The organism is Chryseobacterium sp. UF-290 (genome assembly GCF_058245615.1).
On the sequence record NZ_JBSICB010000002.1, the window covers coordinates 301,352 to 324,060 of the forward strand.

Below are 22,709 nucleotides of genomic sequence, written 5' to 3' on the forward strand. Positions count from 1 at the left end.
TCTGAAAAATATATTGATCAAAGGTTTAGCTGAAAAAAAGGGATAGAAAATCAGACAGTTCTGTCCCTTTTGTTTACAATACCCCACTCTTTTTACCCTTAAACAGACTGTGATGAACCATAAAGAACTTGAGAAATCAAAAGTATATGTTATCAGCCGGATTGTGGAATATATTTCAAATTCTGTTGTCAGCAGAACAATACTGGGAAAGTTGACGGGTAACATCAATGCCTTATCGTTTGATGATGAAGAAGGACTGCCGGAAAAAATCTCTCCTTTTGATACTGTTGTACAGATTATCGAGGGTAAAGCAGAAATCATTATAGACGGAGCCTCCTATTTTGTGGAAGAAGGCGAATGTATCATCATTCCGGCTCATAAGCCCAACTCCATAAAAGGAAATAAACGCTTTAAAATGATATTAACAATAATAAAAAGCGGCTATGAATAAAGCAGACACAATATCAATTCTGACAAAAAAGATATTTAAAAAAACAGTTGAAATTCAGAAGGAATTTCCCGAACTGTATGAGCTTTTAGATGAAACTCCACTATTTTTTTCTTTTGCAGAGAAAAATATCACGATCAGAGACTTAAGACAATATCTTATTTCACTGATCATGCAGCAAAAATCCTTTGAAAAAAGGGCAATCAAAAAATATGATATACAATAAAATTCCAATGAAAAAGCTGAATAAACATCCAAAGAAAAGATGGGAACTCAGAAATAAAAAAAACAGTTCAGGCAGAACCTATTATTCTCAGTTTGTTGCTTTGTTCTATATCAGGAATACCACTATCACCTTGGAAAGAGATGCAAAAGAAATTCTTCGGATGCTAAAAGAATTACAGCATCTTAATAACAGATCAAGATTGGTATTCAGTACCCATTGCAGCTTAAGCAAGCATAATCTGTGGCAGTCTGTTTTAGTGGATCTGAGTGACAACATAAACAATATCAGACTTCAGTTTGAATATATACTGGCCCATATTATTAAAAAAAATAAAATCAATTCATCTGTATTCTGGCAACAGAACCAAAACTATATTAACGACTTGGAAAAGAACCATGAAAAACTGATCCGGCTGGCTGATCAACTTTTACCGGAAGAAGAAAAGCTATCCTGGAAAACCTCCATATGTAACTTTTATGATGAAATTTTTTCTTTACTCATTCCGCTTACGAACATATGCAGGCTTGAATCAGATTTTATAGAAAAGTACACCCCGAAAATCTTTAACAGGATCACGATGGATATTATCAAAAATATACCGAAAGATTATACTTTAAAGGAGGCAAGGGTATACGAGCAGGAGTATCTGAAAATATTAACAGACTACAGTCATGAATTCAGTAAAAAAAATAACCTTTGGGACAGCTTATTAAATATACTTTCAGGAGGTATATATCAATTGCCGTCAGAACGTGTCATGCTTAAAAAATGGATCAACGGAAAAATGAAAGATAAATTTCCCAATGATCCCCAATCCAACCCCACACCTTATTAAACATTTGTACCGTGAAAACAATACATCTTTTTCAGTTTAAAAATTCCATCTTCCGCAAAATCCCGTTTTTTAAAGAAGAGCATAGGTTGAAAACTGATTTGGCAGAGTTCGATTCAATAGATATTGAAATAGTAACCGAATATATCGTTAAAACCCATGACGACTTTATCTTTGAAAACACCTCCAAAGATCATCTCTTATCAATGTGTAAAAAAGCTCAAAAAACAATCGAACATTACTTTGTATTGGGATTAAACGATTATGATGTCATCTGAAAGGAATTTTACAAAATCCATTTTTATACAGGATCATCACCAGACCATTTCAGCAAAAGGGATCTGGTATTTTCCAGTAACAATCACATATTAAAGAAGAGATGAATAAGGTATTTTTTAAAAGAAATGATAAAGAAAAACCACATCGCCCGTATAGGCAGGCTTTAATTGATCTCTAATTAATAGCCTGGCTTCCACCGTCACTTTTATAGTCCCTTTGAGATTGACTACAGATTTTACCGTAGCCTGTAATTGCACATCGCTATTTACAGGAACCGCCTGCCCAAACTTAAAGTTTTCTATTCCGTAATTGATTTCCATTTTTACATTTCTCACCTCTGCAATTTGTTTCCAGAGGTAAGGAATCAGTGATAATGTTAAATAACCATGAGCTATGGTTGATTTAAAGGGCCCTTCTCTTTCTGCTTTTTCCTTATCAGTATGAATCCACTGATAATCTAAGGTTGCTTCTGCAAACCTGTCAATCTGAGCCTGATGTATGGTATGCCAGGCAGAAGCTCCGATCATCTTGCCTTCAAGAGCTTTATACTCATTAAAATTATTGATAATAATCATATTATTTTCTTATGCCCTATAAGGGCTGTATATTTGGTGTGTAGTTATCTTGCTGTACAATGGCTAACCGACTAACCGCTTGCCTCATTATATTTATTATTCAAATATCAGTCCGATTTATACATACACCAGATCAAGACCATAAATTTTCCCTTCCCCTAAAATAAAACCATAAAACCTCTTACGTCAAGTAAGAGGTTAATGAACATAATGGAAAATAAAAAGTAATTTAACTTACATCAATGTCCTTTCAAACAATATATCCAGATACTTACAGTGTATGGATTATTTTGAATCTGTAAAAAATATAAAAATATGAGTATTGCAGGGAATATGATTTTCACATATATCTGCATACAAAGTTTAAATTAAGCCAACTTTACGTTGATCGCATTTAAACCTTTTTCTCCTTTTTGTACATCAAAAACGACTTTATCATTTTCACGGATCGCTCTTGTGCTCAATCCTGAAGAATGTACAAATATGTCCTTACTCCCATCTGAAGGAGAAATAAATCCGAAGCCTTTTGCTTCATTGAAAAATTTTACTGTGCCTTGTTGCATTGTAATTATTATTAAAAATTGTATATTATTTTCTGTAAACTCTACAGACTTTATTTATAAAATGGACTGACCGGCATGGTAAACCCTATCAGTTTTTGAATATTCTTGAGATCCAAACGCTCGTCTGTATCGCAAAATGAAATTGCAGTACCTTCTGCTCCCGCTCTTCCGGTTCTTCCGATCCGGTGAACATAGGTTTCAGGGACATTAGGAAGCTCATAGTTCACAACATAAGGAAGATCATCTATATCAATTCCTCTCGCTGCAATATCTGTAGCTACCAGGACGTTAATTCTGCTGCTTTTAAAATCATCCAGTGCATTTTGCCGTGCCGCCTGTGATTTGTTTCCATGAATAGCTGCTGCAAAAATTCCTACGTTCTCTAACTGCTGAACAAGTTTATTGGCCACATGCTTAGTACGGGTAAAAACCAACGACCTTACGGTATTTTTTTCCTGTAATATATCGATCAGCAGGTCTGTTTTGTCCTTTTTCTCTACAAAATATACGGATTGCTTAACCGTTTGTGCAGTTGAAGACACAGGAGTCACAGTAACTTCTACAGGATTATTCAGAATCGTTTCGGCAAATTTTCTTATGTTTACCGGCATGGTTGCTGAAAAAAACAGTGTTTGTCTTTTCTGGGGAATTAATTTTAAAACCTTTTTTACATCATTTACAAACCCCATATCAAGCATCCTGTCTGCTTCATCCAAAACCAGTATTTCAATCTTAGAGAGATCAATATGTCTTTGATTCACCAGATCCAGAAGTCTTCCGGGGGTTGCTACAAGAATATCCACTCTCTTTCTCAAAGCCGCAAGCTGACCGCCTGCTGAAACTCCTCCAAAAATAGAAAGTTGGGATAACGGCAGATATTTACTGTAAACTCTAAAGTTTTCTTCTATCTGTATCGCCAGTTCACGGGTTGGAGTGAGAATTAAAGTACGTATTTCTTTATGTTCAGGGGTATGTCTTTTCAGTAACTGCAGTATAGGCATAGCAAATGCAGCCGTTTTTCCGGTCCCGGTTTGCGCACATCCTATGATGTCTCTTCCTTCCAGGATATGTGGGATTGCAGTATACTGTATTTCAGTAGGTTTGGAATATCCGGCTTCTGTGACAGCACGAATAATTGGATTGATTAAATTTAAATTTTTAAAACTCATTATAAATTCCGGTCTTCCGGTAGTTTGTAAGCAAATCTGTTTATCAGAATTTGAGTTGGTGTATTAAGGATAAACAAATAAAGAGTACTTTTCCGGTTTATCATTTTGCTTGCTGTATCTGTAACAATAACATTAAAATATTGTTGATTGACCTGCAATAACGTATCGCTCCTATGATGATAGGACTTTTATAATCTGTGATTTTCACTAATGAAATCAGGATTATAAATTGGTAGCTGAAAAAGCAAAACTGAAAAAGAAAATTGTGATGTTAAACTATGACAGAATAGCAAAGGCAGAGACCTGTTTTATAAATGTGTTGCAAACCTACAATAAAAAAAACAAACAAAGCATTATTTAATTAATTGATTATCAAAAAATTATTCGTAGCTTACGCACGTTAACTGAATTGTTTGCTATGCGGATGATTTTAAGCTCCCAAGTATGCAAACAGCCTTCCCCATAACAGCTCCTCAGACTCAGACTCTGGAATCATATGCTACACCACATGTAAAGATTGCTTATTTTATTATGGTACACCATAAGCCTGATGTATTTAAAGCAATGTTTGAGAAAATTTATACAAAAGATCAGTTCTATCTTATTCATATTGACAGAAAGGCCAAGCCAACAGTCACAGAAGAGATACAGCTATATATAGTACAATTTCCCAATGTATTTATTTTAGATAGCCTGAATATTGTTTCAGGAGGCTTCAGTATGATTCAGGCTGAGCTTAACGCAATGGAATTTCTCTTAAATGCAAGCCGGGAATGGGATTATTTCATTAACCTCAGCGGTGAAGATTATCCACTCAAATCCCAGCAAATCATACGTAAATTCCTTACGGTAAATAACGGCCGGAACTATCTGTTTTATTACGACCAGAAGTTTTACAGACCGGACACGCTGAAAAGAATACAAAATCATTTTACCGAACTGGCCTACATGATTTCCTCCCTGGTTTATAAGAGAGAATTTATGAAAGGAGTAATACCTTATATTGGCGGAAAATGGTTTATTTTTACAAGAGAAACCTGTGCGTTCCTGACCAATAATAAAAAAGTAATGGATTTTGAGGATTATTATCTTCATACTTTTTTACCTGCCGAATCATTTTTTCAGACCGTGCTCATGAATACATCATTTAATGATATTATCGTCAATGATGATAAAAGAGCGGTATTTGAAAAATCAATTTTCCAGAATAAACAGGATACGCTGAATTATATACAGTCTCTGAAATCCAGCAATCAGCTTTTTATCAGAAAAATAAGTAAAACGGACGAAAATATCAGGAGCTACATTGAAAACAGCTATCTGCTTCCTTTAACAGAGATTGATGAAGTTGAAAGAGAATTAAAAAGGAATGACCGGCAAGACAATTGATTTTTTTGATGTAGTTTAAAATTTGTAAACAAATGCATTGATATTCATCCCTGCCCCTACAGAAGCAAAAAGAACGATATCATCTTTTTCCAGGACATGCTGTTCCAATTCTCCCTTTACAATCATGGTAAGCAGGGACGGAATGGTGGCAACACTGCTATTACCAAGCTTATGTATTACCATTGGCATAATATCATCAGGTACCGGTAAATTATACAGCTGAAAAAACCTGCTCACAATGGCCTCATCCATTTTTTCATTCGCCTGATGAATAATAATTTTGCTTAATTCATCAATGCTGTATCCACTATGATCCAAACACTTTTTCATAGCATCAGGAACATTTGAAAGGGCAAACTCATATATTTTCCTTCCATCCATTTTTATATACTTGGTATCCGGACAGCCGGCGGTATCATACGACTTTCCAAAGTACAGGAAATCTTTTTCCTTATAAGTATGAGATGAGGACAAATGTGATTTTATACCGGAATCATCTGCCTCATTGGCCTCAAGAATTACAGCACCGGCACCATCCGCATAAATCATACTATCCCTGTCGTGAATATCCACCACACGGGAAAGTGTTTCTGCTCCTATTACCAAACACCGCTTGGCAATACCTGATTTTATGAAAGCATTTGCGTGTATGACCCCCTCAATCCAGCCGGGACATCCAAACAGCAAGTCATAAGCTGTACAAAAGTTATTCCTGATTTTTAATGAATGCTTAACTCTTGCCGCAAGACTGGGAACCATGTCAGACTGAACGGTACCAAACCTTACATCACCAAAATTGTGTGCAAAAATTATGTAATCCAGAGTTTCCGGATCTATTCCTGAATCTTCTATTGCAGCCTGAGCAGCAATTAACCCGAGGTCAGAGGTTACCTGGTTACGACTGGCATATCTCCTTTCCTCTATGCCTGTTATTTTCTTTAATTTCTCAGTTAGAGAAAAGTTGTCATCTTTCAATACATCTCCTTTTTCATCCAGGAAAATATGCTTGTCAAAAAATAAATTGGTTATAGTTTCTGCTGGGATACAGTTACCAACACCTATGATCTTGCTTATCATGTGAAATACTTGCTTTTACTATTTTTTCCGTTTAAGAATCAATATATCAATTTGGATTAACCATTAATAAAACCTCCTGTTGTTTAACAAGAGGTTTATGAACATATAACCAGCTCTAACTTTAAATGCTCGTTGAATAGATAATTAAGACATTGGAATATTAATACTATTATTATTTTGAAAACAGAATCTATGGTTAAATTGATATATATAAAAGATATGTTTATTTCTTTATAAATTTCATTTTCGCCGTTAAAGGTAGTCGATTAAAAATGAATACTACCATAAAAAAATTTTATTTTCAATTGCTGCTCCTGATCAGTCAACTCATTTTCCAGAAAACGAAAACCAATCTAATGCAATCGTATACCTTATTGATGAGCGAAATTAGAGGCTCCGGTTTCAGGCTGCCAATCAATGATGCGGATAAATGGTCTTAGAATTGCAGTTATTAAAATAATCACACTAAATCTAATATTATGGCAACGAAAACCTTAACAAGGAAAACAACAGCAAAAAAATCACCTTCCAAATCGGCCCCGGCAAAAAAAACAGCGAAAACCCCGGCAAAGAAAAATGCAGCAAAAGGGCTGAAAGACCTGTTTGAAGATGGACTGAAAGACATCTACTGGGCAGAAAAAGCACTGGTAAAGGCATTACCTAAAATGCAAAAAAATGCAACAGACAAAAAGCTTAAACTGGCCATTGAAAACCATCTTATGGAAACGGAAGTCCATGTAAAAAGACTTGAGGAGTGCTTTAAATCCCTGAAGAAAAAAGCACAGGCCAAAAAATGTGATGCAATGCAGGGGCTTCTTGACGAAGGGAAAAGCATAATGGAAGAGACAGAACCCGGATCTGTAAGAGATACAGGCATCATAGCAGCTGCACAAAAGGTGGAACACTATGAGATCGCAACCTATGGAACACTTGCTGCATATGCAAAGGTCCTTAAAGAGAATGTTTGCCTCAAAAACCTTCTGGCGACACTGGGGGAGGAAAAAAAATGCGATAAGACGCTTACAAAGGTTGCTGATATAGGATTGAATACAAAAGCATTATAATCGCTAAAATAGATACTGAATATCCTCCGCAGATGACGGAGGATATTGTATATAATCAGTTATGTGCTGTATGTAAATCATGTTAAAGTTTTCAGTACAGCACTAATAATATATTTTCCTGTTCGTAATTCTGACGATATTCAGTTTTTCCATTTTTTTTATTGATCTTATAACAGTTTCCACACACAAACCTGTCAAATTCGCGATTTGCTGCCGGGTAAAAGGGACATGATACGAGAGCTTTTCTTTCTCACCGCTAAAACCTTTAAAATAATCCAGCAAGCTTCCAATCTTTGCCAGGGGATCTGCCGATGAATTGTTAAATAACATAATATACTTATAATATAACCGATCTGAAAGACAGCGGAACAAACTCAGTGTAACATCCTGATTCCTGAGAATAAGATCAAAAAAAATACTTCTAGGCAGCTTTAGGATTTTACAGGTTGTTTTAACCACCGCATTCATTGGATAACTGTTATCGCTAAAGAGCAGGGATTCCCCAATGCTCTGGCCTGCGGAAAGAATATTGAGGGTAAACTCTTTACCATCTTCATGATAATTATTCAGCTCCACAGTTCCGCTTATGATCTGAAAATAGTAATGAGGATAGCCCCCTCTCTGAAACAGGATAGTTTTAGGCTCATAATCTTCGCATATCGCGCCATTTTCCAGTAGCAAATCTTCATCGATTATCATCATATTATTATGTTTAATGGTTAACAATGAATCTCTGTCGTAAAAGTAAAATCGGAACTTGTCAAAGTACAAATTCCAGACCAAATACGCCTGCTACAAAGGATTTACATACCACATTAAGAAGCGATTACAATATGATGAAAGAAAGAGAAACCCGTATATAAATCCCGTAACTTTTAAAGCTGTACATTCAGGCATATTTAAGCCATAATCATTCAACAAATCAGCAGCAGCCTATATTCACCGTCGCTTTCAACAGGAGCTCTGTGGACACAGGGCAAAACTTTCTGTCCGGGATGATCTACTGCCAGGCGCCAGAGATGCCCCAACCCTAAGTTGATGGGCTCCGCATTGGGCTTGGGCTGATAATGCAGATCAAAGAAACAGTCTTTCAGAAAGGTTTCAAACTCCGCTTCCGGCCCGTCATATAATTCTTTAAGCTTTTCCCGGATTTCCGGAATCAGGATTTTTTGTTCAGCCTGGCTATTGGGCAGAATATCACTTGCTGCACCATGATAGGTACATAAAAAAGTATCAGTACTAACAGGTGAACGATCAACATGATATGAATATACGTCTGTTGAAATAAAACTGAACTCCTCATCCCGTTCGTAACTTTTGAGTAAATTGAGAGAAGGTGATGCCCCGAATTCAGTTAATAACCGTATATCACTTAAGATAATTTCCCTTGCCATATTACCTTTTTCTGACAGCGACAGCGCCAAAAGATCTTCAGTAAAAACTTCTGTAATATTCTCTTTTAGCTGAAGTTGAGAAACAATTTCTTTGAAATCACCAGCTAAATTTCTGGACCAGCAAATTGCATTCATAGCTCCTTGAAAGTCGGTACTTACAAGTTCAGAAAAAGCAGAAACCACTCCAATTTGGTGGTTGTCCGAAAATGTATCGTCCATATATTTGAAAATTGTTATTCCTACGATTCTATGCAAAAATAAGGAACATACAGGAGACCACCCTATAATCTGACCAGATAATGATTAATATATAAAAGAACAGATATACCTATAAATTTTAGCTTTCTGATCCATAAAAATATACAGGGCAAGATTGAAACCCCTGAAAAAAATAATAGATTTTCTTCAAATTTTCCGGATTCAACAGCTTTCGGGTCCAGTTATTTTTTCTGCTGATGCTGTATTATTATAACAAATCCATTACATTTGTTTTATCACCATACCAGCCATTCATGAAAAGAAGAGACTTTTTAAAACAATGTTCAGCTGCCACGTCCGGTTTAGTTTTAATGAATGTGTTTCCGTCCTGGATTCAGGCAGCAATAAAAGAAGAAAATTCACGGACATCTCAGTCCCTTTTTAAAATTTTTACCAATCCGGAAAATCAATATCGTCCATTTGTCCGCTGGTGGTGGAATGGAGATAAGATAGAAAAAGCAGAACTCGCCCGTGAGCTCAGGATTTTAAAAAAAGCAGGAATAGGAGGAGTAGAGATCAACCCGATATCATTTCCTTTGCGTACCGATGATATGGGAAAGCTAAGTGTAGACTGGTTAAGTGATGAGTGGATTGAATTGCTGAAATTCACCCTTGAAGAAGCTAAATCATTGGATATAACATGCGATTTGCTTGTCGGGACCGGATTTCCCATGGGTGGTGATTTTCTGGAAAAGGAAGAATGTTCCCAGATTGTGGTTATAGCCGTGAAAAAAATAAAAGGTCCGTTAAAAACAGAATTCTCTCTTTTTGATCTCTACAAAGAAGCTGATCCTGCGATCACCAATCCCTATAGCGGAAGAACAATGGAAATGCTGGAAGTGAAACTCGTACCGGACCCGCTCAATCATATGGATGAAGTCATTAATCTTTCTGACCAGATTGAAAGCGGAATCATCAAGGTTTCCATCCCTAAAGGTGATTATGCTGTTTACGGACTGGTAAAAATAGACCGTTTTATGAACGTCATCCAGGGCGCTCCGGGCGGAATGGGACCTGTTCTGAATCATTACAATACTGCTGCGGTGAAGAAATATTTCAACAGAATGAGCGACACTATTCAGCAAAAGACAGGACCGCTGTCACCCAATATCAGATCTTTCTTCATCGACAGCCTGGAAACTGAAGGAGCCAACTGGAACCGGGATATGATGAGTGAATTTGAAAAAAGAAGAGGCTACAACCTGTATCCCTATCTGCCCTTTGTTTTATTTAAAATAGGGAGTATGGGAAATACAACCGGGATCAATATCCAGTATCCGGTAAAAATGGATAAGGAATTCAAAAAAATGACAGACCGCATGCGCTATGATTTTGAGCTCACCAAAGCCGAAATATTTGAGGAAAGGTTTGTACATACCTTCACACAATGGTGCAGGGATAATAAAATAAAATCAAGAGCACAGGCCTATGGACGGGGATATTTTCCGCTGGAAGGCAGTTTCGAAATGGATATTCCTGAATGTGAGACCTGGCTGAAATACGGGATAGGAGAAGATATCAGTGAAGAAAAATTCACACAGTATCCATGGCATCTGGGCCGTGGAAATACCATGATCAATAAGCTGGTTTCCTCAGCTGCCCACTTAAAAGATAAAAAGCTGATCAGCTCTGAAGAACTCACCAATACTGATATGGTTTTCAATGAAACCCTGGAAATTTTCAAAATAGCAGGAGACCAGAGCACCATATCCGGGGTTACCCATCCTGTTTTTCACGGGTTCAATTATTCTCCTCCGGAAGCCACCTTTCCCGGCTGGATCACCTATGGCGGATACCTTAACGAAAAAAATACGATGTGGCCGTATTTTAAACATTATGCAGATTACCGGGCAAGGCTGTCTGCCGTATTGCAGCACTCCACAATGTTTGCAGATATAGCCCTTTTAGCACCTTTCGCAGACCAATGGTCGGAGTATGGGGCACAAAATGAGCCGTTTCCAACACTGGTTTCCCCGGCTTACCAGGCACTGATATGGGAATCTGTTCATCAGAACGGAAATGCCTGTGATTATGTATCCGAACGTGTGATTAACGGCTCAGAGATCAAGAAAGGTTTTCTCACTTACGGGAACAGAAAGTACCATACCTTGTTTTTGATAGAAGTGTACAGCCTGGACCCGGCTACAGCACGTAAGCTGCACGAATTCGTAAGCGGCGGCGGGAGGATCTTTTGTATTGAAGCTGTCCCGGACCGCTCTACAGGCTGGAAAGATTATCTGAAAAGGGATCAGGAAGTACAACACTGGATCACAAAAATGCTGCCCATTTTGGATCGGTTTATTCTTCTGAAGAAGCCGGCAGCTGATTTTATGGGTTGGTACAAAACCATTCAGGAAAAGTATAATATAATACCCTATGTAAAAATTCAGGAACCCAAAACATTTGTCACGCAGGTACGTTACCAGACTGATGAAACCGAACTTTTTCTGTTTAATAATTCCAGCAGCAAACACAGCACAGTATTGGATGTTACCTTTGACAAAAGTATAATCAAGCACAAGCAGGCATGGCTGTGGGATGCCGTTACGGGCAAACGCTTCAGGCTGGAACCGATAATGGGGAGGCTGAAGATCAATTTAGGTCCGGCAGATTTAAAACTCATTGTTTTTGATCGTCATAAAAAAGGAGATATCTGGAAAGAAAATCCTTTGTCAGGAAATGATGTTAAAGAGCTCTCCGGTAAATGGGATCTTGAATTCAGGCATTATGACGGAACGGTTAAACATGAGGAACTGAGCAGGCTGTCTGACCTTAAAGAACTTCCCGGATACACTCATTTTGCCGGAACTGTCATGTACCGGAATACATTTCAGATAACGGACATACATAAGACGGGTTATTTGAATCTTGGAATCGTTTTTGGAATTTGTGAAGTCCGCATCAACGGAATTGAAGCCGGATCGCAGTGGTTTGGCCGGAGAATTTATCCGCTATCCGGTATGATCCGTGAAGGAATAAATGAAATTGAAATTAAGGTCGTTACCGTGATGGGAAATTATATGAAAACCCTTAAAGACAATGTGGTTGCCCAATACTGGACAAATCAGAAAAGGAAAGATCAGCCGCTACAGTCTATGGGGCTGGTGGGTCCTGTGACTGTTTATTAGCATTTAAAGACTTACTATTTTTGAAGCCCTCTCAGGCAGGACATTTTATACATAAAAATAAATATTCAAGACCATTACCGGGTATATTTGCCCGAAGATTTGCTGTCAGGCAGTGAAATACTTTATCTTTGTTTTTTAAGGTTTATTATCAATATGTATTCGAAGATCTTCACTATGAGAAAAAATAGTTTTTTATTTTCTGCAAAAGGGATTGGCGTGGCCGCTCTTCTTTCTTTAAGCACTGTAGTTTACGCTCAAAAAACTGCCGATATTTCAACTCTGTCAGAAAAGACTTTAAGCAGCATTCTGGAAAAGAACAGAGCCTATTACGCACAAGGGAAAGTTGCAGATTACATTCCTGAACTGGGAAAAATGGATGCCAGGGCTATCGCTTTTTCAGTGGTGGACAAGAACGGTAAAATTTTCAATACCGGTGATGTACACAAGAAATTCACCATGCAGAGCATCTCCAAGATCATCGCTTTAATGGTTGCAGTAAGCGAAAAAGGGGAAGCCCATGTTTTTGATAAGATGGGCTATTTCGGATCTGATAAACCTTTCAATCACTTTTCCAACCTTGAAACCACCGGTAAGCCTCTTAATCCGATGATGAATGCCGGAGCCATTCTTACCACATCTCTAATCTCAGGTGAAGGTGAAAAGCCATTCCTTAAAGTATTGGATATGGTTCGATACATTACCAAGAATCCTGGCATTGATTACAACAAATCTGTATACGAATCTGAAAAATCTACAGGCCATCGTAACCGTGGTATGTTCTACATCATGAAAAACAGCGGATTGATTTCAGGAAATGAAGATCAGCTGGATAATTATTTCAAACAGTGTTCTATTGAGCTTACCGCTGAAGATCTGGCGAAAATCGGATATTTCTTTGCTAACCAATGTGTTCGTTTTGATGGAGACACTCAGTATAAAAACGCTGACACTGCCAAACTGATAGAATCTCAAATGCTGACTGCCGGAATGTACGAATTCAGCGGTGAATACTCCCGAATGGTAGGACTACCAAGCAAATCCGGAGTAGGCGGCGGAATCACCGTAAGCGTTCCCGGAAAAATGGGGATCGGAGTATTCAGCCCTGCTTTGGATCAACATGGAAATTCATTGGCAGGATACCACATCATTCTGGATCTGGCAAAACAATATGGATTAAGCATCTTTTAAACTCAGCAATTTTAACTGAAATCAAAACAGATCCGGTAAGATTGATTATATTTGGATAATTCACATATCCAAATCAATGTCAGCGCCTTACGAAAGCATCTTAAATCATATCAGCCAATATGTAACTTTATCAGAATCTGAAAAAGAAAGACTGTGCTCTTCATTGGAGTATAAAAAGTTCAGACGCAGGCAATATCTTTTACAGGAAGGACAACTATGCACTCATGATTATTTTGTAATAAGCGGCTGTATGCGTCAATACGAAGTGAGTGCTAGCGCTCGGGAAAATACCGTGCAGTTTGCATTTGAAAACTGGTGGATATCAGATTGGAGCAGCATGCTTTACTCCCAACCATCCGTATACAATATTGAAGCGATGGAAAATTCAGAGGTTTTTATGATAGAAAAGAACGAACTGGAAAAACTATATATAGAAATACCACAAGTGGAAAGTTATTTCCGTAAAATACTTCTGAATGCTTTCATCTCGCTTCAAAAAAGAATACTATTCCAGCAAAAAACAGCTGAGGAAAGATATCTGGAATTCATCAAATCCTATGGCTGGTTTGAACAGCGGCTTTCTCAGCAGCATATTGCTTCTTTTTTAGGAATTACACGGGAGACTTTAAACCGTCTCAAAAGACAACAATATAAAGATCATTAAACAAACCTGTGATAAATAGCACAGGTTTTTTGTATTAAAAATCACACAATCATCAGCCCACATCGTACTAAATTTGTTCATCAATACTAAAAAAATGGACAAAAAACTCAAACATTGGCTCTCATCCACCCAAGGAGGATGGGGCCCTCTAATCCTTCGTCTTACCTTAGGAATTATATTATTCCCACATGCCGCCCAAAAACTATTCGGATGGTTTAATGGGCCTGGATTACAGGGTGAAATGCAGTATATGACAACCCATGTAGGGCTTCCATCATTCATAGCGGTTATAGCGATTGCTGTAGAATGTTTAGGAACTTTTTTTATACTATTGGGAATTTGGACGAAAATTACATCCATCGCAATATTCTTTTTATTTATAGGAATGATTGTGGTGGATCATGCTTCTCATGGATTCTTCATGAACTGGTTCGGAAAAATGCCAGCCGGAGCAGAAGGCTTTGAATACCATTTATTAGTATTAGGAATCTGTCTCACTCTCATCATACAAGGAGGAGGTAAATACTCGATGGAAAAACAGTCCATATAAATCTCATTAAACATATATTTTAATCTTTCTCATCCATTTAAGCAGTATTTTACTGCTTTTTTTCATTTATATTTCATATTACCTTAATATGTTTACTCTATTACATGAAGCCATCTTTCTTTTCAAAATTTTCAAATGGGTAAAATAAGTCACAAAATGCAATTCTCCAATATGCCAATAATATGATATAAATCAATTCTATACAAAATCAACTCAAAAATTCACACTTTTTAAATCATCAATTTTGTCGATTTTATGCGGTAAATATTTATGTTATCTTTTTGTAATATATAAAAAAACAAATCTCTTCTTTTTGAAATATTTTATTTTTTATTCCTATATTTGCTTAACATTTCTTTAACTATAATTATTTATTTTTATGGTTACATAGATTGTGCCGGCTTGTTTATAACGAATAATAAAATAAACCGTATACTTTAATAACATTTGAATAATTAACATTTGTTTGTTAAAAAATTATTATCGAATTAAATTTATGAATGAGAATTTACCATAAATTTATTATTTTTTATTCATGCACCACAAACAATTAGTCTTTATACCCATTAGATTGATGTTTCAATGCAAAATCGCATATTATTATTTTAATACTAAATGCAATGAAAAACTTGACCATTATGAGGCTAATGCCTTTTAAAAAGCCGGACATCATTCTTACCCCTAATCGCTTTAGGGCACACTATACGTCGTTGAAAAATATTCAACAAAAAAGCCTTACAATTGAAAATATAATAAAAACCAATTTTATGATTTTGTAACAAAGCCATTCTTCTTTATCTCAAAGAGTTATGTGTTTTTCGCAAAATCCTTACTAACATATCACGCCATGAAAAACTTAACCATTATTGGACTAACGCCTTTTGAAAAGCCGGATGTCAACCTTATGCCTAAATTGCATCAGGCGGGTGTATTTCCTGTCCTCAGCTTAGGCCAAGAGTTAACGACCGCCCAGGCAGCATTACGTCAACTTGAACAGACAGATCTTCCATCCTACGGTATTTGTCTTGCCAGTGACACATTTACATCCCTTCAGATTCCTGAAAAAGTAAGAATTGCCATTCTTCCGTTCGGGATATCCATCCCCTTAGCATCTACCCTGGATGTTATTTACCAGGTTACCAGTCTGGAGGAAGCCCGACAGGCCAAACAATCAGGAGCGAAAGGAATCATTATCAAAGGAAATGAAGCAGGAGGCCAAATTGGCTATGAATCCACTTTTGTACTGTTCCAGCGTATTATCAATGAGATCAAAAATATTCCTGTATGGGTACAGGGAGGGATAGGACTCCATACCGCTGCAGCCGTAAAAGCTTTAGGAGCAACAGGAGTGATATTAGACAGCCAACTGGCTCTATTTCCTGAAAGCTCTGTTCCCCAAGACGTAAAGGATCTGTGTTCAAAACTGAACGGAACTGAAACCCGGATCATTGCCAATCACCGCGTATTGGTAAGACCCAATTCACCTTCATTACCAGAAGAAATCAGTGCCGAAGACCTTAAGCAATATTTTACCAGTCTTGATGTAAGCAAGAGCTATATCCCAATGGGACAAGACATCTCGCTAGCCACAGACTTATATGAAGAGTTCAGAACACTTAAAAAGCTGGCTTTCGGATTGAAAGAAGCCATGTACGGTCATCTGAAACAGGCAAAAGCACTTCAGATTATCAATAAAAACAATTCATTAGCTCAGGAACTTGGCCTTACTTATCCAATCGCACAGGGGCCAATGACCCGAGTAAGTGATGTTCCTGCATTTGCCAATGCAGTAGCAGAAGCAGGAGCTTTACCATTTGTTGCCTTATCCTTATTGAAAGGGAATTCTGCGAAGTCCCTGGTGACGGAAACAAAAGAGCTTGCCGGTAATAAAACATGGGGAGTAGGGATTTTAGGATTTGCTCCTCAGGAATTAAGAGATGAACAAACCTCTTATATCCTTGAAGCCCAGCCTCCCGTGGTTCTAATTGCCGGAGGAAGACCGGCACAGGCTAAAGTATTTGAAAAAGCGGGAATAAAGACATTCCTGCATGTTCCTTCCCCTGCCCTGTTAGATATTTTCCTTAAAGAAGGAGCTAAGAGCTTTATTTTCGAAGGCCGTGAATGTGGTGGCCACGTAGGTCCATTATCCAGCATGGTTCTTTGGGAAAAACAGATTGAACGTATATTAAAAGAAGATCATCCGGAAAATATCAGTGTATTTTTCGCAGGAGGTATCCATAATGATTTCTCAACAGCATTCGTTTCCATTATGGCTGCTCCATTAGCTGCCAGAGGAGTAAAAGTGGGTGTTTTAATGGGAACGGCTTATCTCTATACTCAGGAAGCCGTACAAACCGGAGCCATTCAGGAGGAATTCCAGTTGCAGGCGATGCAGGCTAAGGACACAGTCTTATTAGAAACAGCTCCCGGACACGAAACCCGTTGTTTAAATACAGCATTTGCCAACCACTTCAATGCCGAGAAAACCAAACTTCTGGCGGCTGGAACAGATAAAAAAGAAGTATGGGAAAAGCTGGAAAAACTTAACGTAGGCCGTTTAAGAATTGCAGCGAAAGGAATCGAACGTCAGGGAGATCAATTAGTCAACATTCCTAAAGACGATCAGCTGGATCTTGGAATGTACATGATCGGACAGGTTGCAACGATGCACAACAAAGTGCTTACTCTTGAAGAGCTTCACCAAAACGTTAGTATAAGCAACTACGAGTACATCCAGAACGCTGAATTGCCGGAACAACCGTCATCCAGCGAAAAACCATTGGATATCGCTATTGTAGGAATGGAATGTATTTTCCCCGGTGCTAAAAATCTGAATGAATTCTGGAGAAACATCATTTTAGGAAAAGACAGTGTTACCGAAGTTCCGGATGAAAGATGGAATAAAGAGCTTTATTATAAGCCGGATTCAGACGAAGCAGATGTATCGCATTCAAAATGGGGTGGTTTCATTCCAAAAATTGATTTTGATCCATTGGCATTCGGTATTCCGCCACAATCTCTTGCCGCTATTGAGCCTACCCAATTGCTAACTTTATTGGTAGCCAAACGTGCCATGGAGGATGCAGGATATGGTGAAAAACATATCAATAGAGAAAATATCTCTGTTATTATCGGAGCTGAAGGGGGTAACGACCTTGCCAACAGCTATAGTTTCAGAGGATATTATAAACAGGTTTTCGGAGAACTTCATGAAGAAGTAAAAGAAGCTTTCCCCCATACCACAGAGGATTCTTTCCCGGGTATTCTGGCCAATGTGATCGCAGGTAGGATTACGAACCGCCTGGATCTTGGCGGAAGAAACTTCACGGTAGATGCAGCATGTGCTTCTTCATTAGCAGCCATAGATTTAGCTTGTCAGGAGCTTGTATTAGGCAAATCCGATATGGTTCTTGCCGGAGGTGCAGATTTACATAACGGGATCAATGATTACCTGATGTTCTCCAGCACTCACGCTCTTTCCAGAAAAGGAAGATGTGCCACATTTGACAGTGAAGCGGATGGGATTGCCCTTGGAGAGGGAATCGCTATCCTTGTTTTAAAACGATATGAAGACGCTATCAACGATGGTGATCGTATCTACTCAGTAATCAAAGGAGTAGGCGGATCAAGCGATGGTAAAGCCCTTGGATTAACAGCTCCTAGAAAAGTAGGTCAGGTAAGAGCATTAGAACGTGCTTATACTCAGGCAGGAATCAGTGCTGCATCTGTAGGATTGATAGAAGCCCACGGTACCGGAACCGTTGTGGGTGATAAAACAGAATTGAGCGCTTTGACGAATCTATTCAGCCGTTCAGGAGCATTACCGGGGCAGACCCATTTAGGTTCTGTGAAGACACAAATCGGACATACCAAGTGTGCTGCAGGATTAGCAGGCTTAATCAAAGCTTCTCTTGCCGTTTATCATGGTGTGAAACCTCCTACCCTTCACCTTAAGCAGCCTAACGCTTATTACAACGCACAAACAAGCCCATTCTCTTTCCATTCTGAAACAGGATTATGGACTGAGAAAAACCGTTATGCGGGAATCAGTGCTTTCGGATTCGGAGGAACTAATTTCCATACGGTCATTGCCAACCATCCGAAAAAGGATGATTCTATTGCCATGCAGTCATGGCCTTCAGAATTATTTGTATTCCGTGGGGATACTTATGAAGAAGCAAAAGGGCAATCAAGCCAGATCAAAACGTTATTGGAAATCAATGATGAAATTCCATTAAAAGATATTGCATATAGTTTAAGTATTGCTTCAGAAAAGCCTATTCAGTTCAGCATTGTTGCCGACAACGCAGTTGACTTGATGATGAAGCTTGAACTGGTATTATTAGGAATTGAAACCAAAGATACTTTCACCGTTAATAAAAAAGAGGGTAAGGTAGCATTCACATTTCCTGGACAAGGAAGCCAGAGAATCAATATGGCCCGTGACCTATTCGTAGTCTTCCCGGCTATGCGTAAGATTATCGATCACTATCCCGAACTTGAAAAAGTAGTTTTCCCTTCTACAACATTCAATGAAGCGGATTTAAAACAGCAAAAAGAAACCATTAAAGATACCCGTCTGGCGCAACCTCTTTTAGGAATTGTTGATCTCGCATTAGCAAAATTCTTAGAATCATTGGGAATCTTTCCCGATATGCTGGCTGGTCATAGCTATGGTGAATTACCGGCGTTATGTTTCTCAGGTGTATTTGCAGAAGATCAATTGGTTGATTTAAGTATCCGGAGAGCTCAGTCTATCCTAAACTCAGTAGAAGGCGGAGATCCGGGTTCAATGTTAGCGGCAAGTGCCACTCACGAACGTTTACAGCCGATCATTGCTAAAGTGGAAGGATGTTATCCGGTTAACTTCAACGCTCCTACTCAATGTGTGATTGCAGGAAGTACACCGGCGATCAATAAACTATTGGAAGTCCTGAAACAGGAAGGTATTTCTGCTAAGAAATTAGAAGTTGCGTGTGCATTCCACAGCCCATTATTGGCAAAATCAAAAGAGTTGTATGCTGATGTATTAAAAGACGTTCCTTTCCAGGAAATGCAGATCCCTGTATGGTCTAATACAACAGCAGAAGTATATCCATCGAATCCTTCAGACATCAAGGAAAGACTGACCGAGCATTTGGTACAGCCTGTAAGATTCGTAGAACAGATACAAGCAATGTATAACGACGGAGCAAGGATCTTCATCGAGGTAGGGCCAGGAAAAGTCCTTACAGGATTGGCAAAATCATGTCTTGAGAAAGATCAGCTGACCTTGTATGTTGAAGACAGCAGCCGTAATAAATTCACTCATTTACTTTGCATGTTGGCGCAGTATTTAGGAACAGGGCGCAGCTTCAATATTGAGAAACTTTTCGATGGCCGTTTCGTTCAGCTTGTTGATATCAATCAGCCTGAACTTTATAAGAAAAGCCCTGCCATCTGGCGTGTTAACGGACAAGCTGCACATCCGACAACAGGTTCATTGCCTGCTAATGGTGCACTCCCTATCATAAACCCTATTCCCATGAACAATTTTACTACTCATAATCCGCAAGCTCCTGCACCGGAAAGCTTATCTACAGCTGAACGTATGTTGCAGGAATATTTGAACAGCATGAAACTAATGATACAGGCACAACGTGATGTGATGCTTTCCTTTATGGGACAGAATCCTCAGGTAAATCCAATGCCTGTTTACAATACTCCAATGCCGGCCCCTGCTCCTGAACGTACAATCCCTGTACAACCGGTTCAACAGGAAAGAACGGCTGCGGTTGCTGCTTCTGCGGTTGCTGTAAGAACAGCTCCAACAAGAGATATCAAAGCATTATTATTACAGGTAGTAAGCGATAAAACAGGATATCCGCAGGAAATGCTGGGTATGGAAATGGACCTTGAAGCCGATTTAAGTATCGACTCTATCAAAAGAGTAGAAATCATCGGAACGCTTCGTAGTGAATTAGGAACATTAGCCAATGGTAACACCAATGAAGATATGGTGATGGAGCAATTGGCTGCCATCAAAACTCTAAGCGGATTAGTTTCCTGGCTTACTGAATTCTCTGGAGCAGATGCAACACAAGCAACCCCTGAAAAAAACGGAACAACTGCTGGGGCTACTCCAAAAACACAGGCAAAATCTGCTTTATCATTAGAAGATCTTCAAAATGCTATTCTCAATATCGTAAGCGAGAAAACAGGATATCCAAAAGAAATGCTAGGGCTTGACCTGGATTTAGAAGCAGACCTTAGCATCGATTCCATCAAGCGTATGGAGATCATTGCTGATCTTAAAAACAAGATCGGTTTCGGAGAAAATCTTGAGCAGGCCGATGATGTGATGGAAAAACTAGCAGCTATTAAAACCCTTCGCGGATTGGCAAGCTGGATCAGTGAAATGAGCGGTGACACCTCTGAAACAAAAAACGAAGTAAAAGAAGTTAACACTTCTGAAACTACGAATAATGTATTATCACGTCTTCGTTTTGACATCACCCCTACAGATGCTTCATCCGTACAAAATACAGAAGTTCTACAGGGAAAACGTTTCGCCATCACTCAGGATGACACTCAACAAACCTCAGCCATTAAAACTGAGTTGGAAAAACATGGAGCTATCGTAGAATTGGTAGACGCAGACAAAGATCTTTCACATGTTGACGGATTAATCATGCTAGACCTGTTCTCAGCTGTTGATAAACCAAGCATTATCGATCACGTTGATCTGATTAAAAAACTGGATTTCGACAAAGCAAAATGGGTATATCTGATCTCTGATATTCCGGCTCATCTTCAGGATATTTCCAATGCAAGTATTTTACGTCATCATCAGGGATATCCGGGACTTTTCAAAAGTTTGGCCAGAGAATTTGATCATACTACTTGCAGATTAATCAGCCTGAGCACTCCTCAGGAAGTAGATCAGATCGCTGACATTACTTTAAAGGAAATACTGACCAACGATAAACCTGCTGAAGTTATTTATAAAAACGAACAAAGACATAAGGTAGATATTATCCCTTCCCCATTGTCAACAAGTTTACATGAAGCACACATTCAGCTGGATCAGAAATCAGTCGTATTGGTATTGGGAGGTGCGCAGGGAATCACTGCAGAATTGGTAAAACACATGTCTCAGGCTTATCCATGTACTTATATTTTGGTAGGAAGATCAGCAGATCCAAGAAATGAGGCTTCTGCAAAAGAGTTCGAAGGAATGAAGACTAAGGAAGAAATCAGAGCTTATTTGATTAAATCCGGAAAATTCACTTCTCCTGCTGAGATTGAAAAAGAAACCACAAAAGTTTATAAAAACAATCAAATCCTACGCACGATCCGTGATATGGAAGCACTTGGAAATACCATCATTTATCAATCATTAGACCTTTGTGACGAAGAAGGATTAAGCAATCTGATCAGCAGTATTTATGAAAAATACAACCGTTTAGATGGGGTGATCCACGGTGCTGGTCTTTTAGAAGATAAATTATTCAAACAAAAGACAACCTCTTCTTTCGGACGTGTATTCGATACCAAAGTAAAACCCCTTCGTGTATTAGCTGAACAGCTTCGTACAGATTACCAGTTCGTCGTTTTATTCTCAAGTATCGCATCCGTATACGGTAACAAAGGACAGACCGATTATGCTGCTGCCAACAGTGTACTGGATGATTACGCTAACGCTCTGAATAAAAGATTAAAAGGAAAAGTAATCTCCATCAACTGGGGACCCTGGAAAGGAGCAGGAATGGTTTCTTCCACTCTTGAATCTGAATACGAACGTAGAGGAATTTCCATGATCCCATTGGATGAAGGAAAAGAAATCTTCCTTAACGAGATAAAATACGGAACTGAGAGCCAGGTGCTTATCATGTCAGGAAATAATTGGTAACCCTCTGTATACAC

At 38.5% G+C, this 22,709-nt stretch carries 17 protein-coding genes; 11 read left to right on the forward strand and 6 right to left on the reverse strand.

Annotated features, from left to right (window positions below):
* The first annotated feature begins 112 nt into the window (after positions 1-112).
* Genes AC4IF5_RS03675 through AC4IF5_RS03690 form a run of 4 tightly spaced genes read left to right on the forward strand, consistent with a single transcriptional unit; the run spans position 113 to position 1,784 of the window.
* A complete protein-coding gene (locus tag AC4IF5_RS03675) occupies positions 113-451 on the forward strand; it encodes a cupin domain-containing protein (RefSeq protein ID WP_490731777.1) in 339 nt (112 codons plus the stop codon).
* On the forward strand, positions 444-674 hold the full coding sequence (locus AC4IF5_RS03680; RefSeq protein WP_490731778.1) for a hypothetical protein: 231 nt from the start codon (positions 444-446) through the stop codon (positions 672-674). The genes AC4IF5_RS03675 and AC4IF5_RS03680 overlap by 8 nt, the downstream gene beginning before the upstream one ends.
* Positions 661-1,509 (forward strand): hypothetical protein, encoded by an 849-nt coding sequence (locus AC4IF5_RS03685; RefSeq protein WP_490731780.1) that lies wholly within the window; start codon positions 661-663, stop codon positions 1,507-1,509. Before AC4IF5_RS03680 ends, AC4IF5_RS03685 begins: the two co-directional genes overlap by 14 nt.
* An 11-nt stretch (positions 1,510-1,520) precedes the next feature.
* Complete coding sequence (locus tag AC4IF5_RS03690; protein WP_490731782.1) at positions 1,521-1,784, forward strand: heme oxygenase; 264 nt, start codon at positions 1,521-1,523, stop codon at positions 1,782-1,784.
* A gap of 117 nt (positions 1,785-1,901) precedes the next feature.
* On the opposite strand, the gene AC4IF5_RS03695 is transcribed toward AC4IF5_RS03690, so the two are convergent.
* From AC4IF5_RS03695 to AC4IF5_RS03705, 3 genes are all read right to left on the reverse strand, one after another.
* Positions 1,902-2,360, reverse strand: a complete 459-nt coding sequence (locus tag AC4IF5_RS03695; protein WP_490731784.1) for a MaoC family dehydratase — start codon at positions 2,358-2,360, stop codon at positions 1,902-1,904.
* A 368-nt stretch (positions 2,361-2,728) separates the two neighbouring features.
* Positions 2,729-2,923, reverse strand: a complete 195-nt coding sequence (locus AC4IF5_RS03700; RefSeq protein WP_490731786.1) for a cold-shock protein — start codon at positions 2,921-2,923, stop codon at positions 2,729-2,731.
* Between the two features lie 50 nt (positions 2,924-2,973).
* The gene (locus AC4IF5_RS03705; RefSeq protein WP_490731788.1) at positions 2,974-4,092 is read right to left on the reverse strand and encodes a DEAD/DEAH box helicase; all 1,119 of its coding nucleotides are present in this window, start codon (positions 4,090-4,092) and stop codon (positions 2,974-2,976) included.
* Positions 4,093-4,536: 444 nt separating this feature from the next.
* Between AC4IF5_RS03705 and AC4IF5_RS03710 the strand changes: the two genes are divergently transcribed.
* Positions 4,537-5,481, forward strand: coding sequence for a beta-1,6-N-acetylglucosaminyltransferase (locus tag AC4IF5_RS03710; RefSeq protein WP_490731790.1), 945 nt, complete (start codon positions 4,537-4,539; stop codon positions 5,479-5,481).
* A 15-nt stretch (positions 5,482-5,496) separates the two neighbouring features.
* On the opposite strand, the gene AC4IF5_RS03715 is transcribed toward AC4IF5_RS03710, so the two are convergent.
* On the reverse strand, positions 5,497-6,558 hold the full coding sequence (locus AC4IF5_RS03715) for a 3-oxoacyl-ACP synthase III family protein (RefSeq protein ID WP_490731792.1): 1,062 nt from the start codon (positions 6,556-6,558) through the stop codon (positions 5,497-5,499).
* Positions 6,559-7,037: 479 nt separating this feature from the next.
* On the opposite strand from AC4IF5_RS03715, the gene AC4IF5_RS03720 reads away from it, so the two are divergent.
* The gene (locus AC4IF5_RS03720; RefSeq protein WP_490731794.1) at positions 7,038-7,622 is read left to right on the forward strand and encodes a YciE/YciF ferroxidase family protein; all 585 of its coding nucleotides are present in this window, start codon (positions 7,038-7,040) and stop codon (positions 7,620-7,622) included.
* 102 nt (positions 7,623-7,724) lie between these two features.
* On the opposite strand, the gene AC4IF5_RS03725 is transcribed toward AC4IF5_RS03720, so the two are convergent.
* Both AC4IF5_RS03725 and AC4IF5_RS03730 read right to left on the reverse strand, forming a co-directional pair.
* Entirely contained in the window at positions 7,725-8,324 is a 600-nt protein-coding gene (locus tag AC4IF5_RS03725) for a Crp/Fnr family transcriptional regulator (RefSeq protein WP_490731796.1), read from the reverse strand.
* Between the two features lie 212 nt (positions 8,325-8,536).
* Positions 8,537-9,235, reverse strand: coding sequence for a DUF1826 domain-containing protein (locus AC4IF5_RS03730; protein WP_490731798.1), 699 nt, complete (start codon positions 9,233-9,235; stop codon positions 8,537-8,539).
* A gap of 293 nt (positions 9,236-9,528) precedes the next feature.
* Here AC4IF5_RS03730 and AC4IF5_RS03735 point away from each other — a divergent pair, with 293 nt between their 5' ends.
* From AC4IF5_RS03735 to AC4IF5_RS03755, 5 genes are all read left to right on the forward strand, one after another.
* Complete coding sequence (locus AC4IF5_RS03735) at positions 9,529-12,402, forward strand: glycosyl hydrolase (protein WP_490731800.1); 2,874 nt, start codon at positions 9,529-9,531, stop codon at positions 12,400-12,402.
* A 174-nt stretch (positions 12,403-12,576) separates the two neighbouring features.
* Positions 12,577-13,590, forward strand: a complete 1,014-nt coding sequence (gene glsA, locus AC4IF5_RS03740) for a glutaminase A (protein ID WP_490731802.1) — start codon at positions 12,577-12,579, stop codon at positions 13,588-13,590.
* 76 nt (positions 13,591-13,666) lie between these two features.
* Positions 13,667-14,254 (forward strand): Crp/Fnr family transcriptional regulator, encoded by a 588-nt coding sequence (locus tag AC4IF5_RS03745; RefSeq protein ID WP_490731804.1) that lies wholly within the window; start codon positions 13,667-13,669, stop codon positions 14,252-14,254.
* Positions 14,255-14,348: 94 nt separating this feature from the next.
* Positions 14,349-14,804, forward strand: a complete 456-nt coding sequence (locus AC4IF5_RS03750; RefSeq protein ID WP_490731806.1) for a DoxX family protein — start codon at positions 14,349-14,351, stop codon at positions 14,802-14,804.
* 847 nt (positions 14,805-15,651) lie between these two features.
* Entirely contained in the window at positions 15,652-22,695 is a 7,044-nt protein-coding gene (locus AC4IF5_RS03755; RefSeq protein WP_490731808.1) for an SDR family NAD(P)-dependent oxidoreductase, read from the forward strand.
* Positions 22,696-22,709 lie beyond the last annotated feature (14 nt).

What these genes read in the sequence shown, in the direction of transcription:
- AC4IF5_RS03675 (WP_490731777.1), top strand. Translation starts at nt 113, where the DNA reads ATGAACCATAAAGAACTTGAGAAATCAAAAGTATATGTTATCAGCCGG.
- AC4IF5_RS03680 (WP_490731778.1), top strand. Translation starts at nt 444, where the DNA reads ATGAATAAAGCAGACACAATATCAATTCTGACAAAAAAGATATTTAAA.
- AC4IF5_RS03685 (WP_490731780.1), top strand. Translation starts at nt 661, where the DNA reads ATGATATACAATAAAATTCCAATGAAAAAGCTGAATAAACATCCAAAG.
- AC4IF5_RS03695 (WP_490731784.1), bottom strand. Translation starts at nt 2,360, where the DNA reads ATGATTATTATCAATAATTTTAATGAGTATAAAGCTCTTGAAGGCAAG.
- AC4IF5_RS03700 (WP_490731786.1), bottom strand. Translation starts at nt 2,923, where the DNA reads ATGCAACAAGGCACAGTAAAATTTTTCAATGAAGCAAAAGGCTTCGGA.
- AC4IF5_RS03705 (WP_490731788.1), bottom strand. Translation starts at nt 4,092, where the DNA reads ATGAGTTTTAAAAATTTAAATTTAATCAATCCAATTATTCGTGCTGTC.
- AC4IF5_RS03710 (WP_490731790.1), top strand. Translation starts at nt 4,537, where the DNA reads ATGCAAACAGCCTTCCCCATAACAGCTCCTCAGACTCAGACTCTGGAA.
- AC4IF5_RS03715 (WP_490731792.1), bottom strand. Translation starts at nt 6,558, where the DNA reads ATGATAAGCAAGATCATAGGTGTTGGTAACTGTATCCCAGCAGAAACT.
- AC4IF5_RS03720 (WP_490731794.1), top strand. Translation starts at nt 7,038, where the DNA reads ATGGCAACGAAAACCTTAACAAGGAAAACAACAGCAAAAAAATCACCT.
- AC4IF5_RS03725 (WP_490731796.1), bottom strand. Translation starts at nt 8,324, where the DNA reads ATGATGATAATCGATGAAGATTTGCTACTGGAAAATGGCGCGATATGC.
- AC4IF5_RS03730 (WP_490731798.1), bottom strand. Translation starts at nt 9,235, where the DNA reads ATGGACGATACATTTTCGGACAACCACCAAATTGGAGTGGTTTCTGCT.
- AC4IF5_RS03735 (WP_490731800.1), top strand. Translation starts at nt 9,529, where the DNA reads ATGAAAAGAAGAGACTTTTTAAAACAATGTTCAGCTGCCACGTCCGGT.
- glsA (WP_490731802.1), top strand. Translation starts at nt 12,577, where the DNA reads ATGAGAAAAAATAGTTTTTTATTTTCTGCAAAAGGGATTGGCGTGGCC.
- AC4IF5_RS03745 (WP_490731804.1), top strand. Translation starts at nt 13,667, where the DNA reads ATGTCAGCGCCTTACGAAAGCATCTTAAATCATATCAGCCAATATGTA.
- AC4IF5_RS03750 (WP_490731806.1), top strand. Translation starts at nt 14,349, where the DNA reads ATGGACAAAAAACTCAAACATTGGCTCTCATCCACCCAAGGAGGATGG.
- AC4IF5_RS03755 (WP_490731808.1), top strand. Translation starts at nt 15,652, where the DNA reads ATGAAAAACTTAACCATTATTGGACTAACGCCTTTTGAAAAGCCGGAT.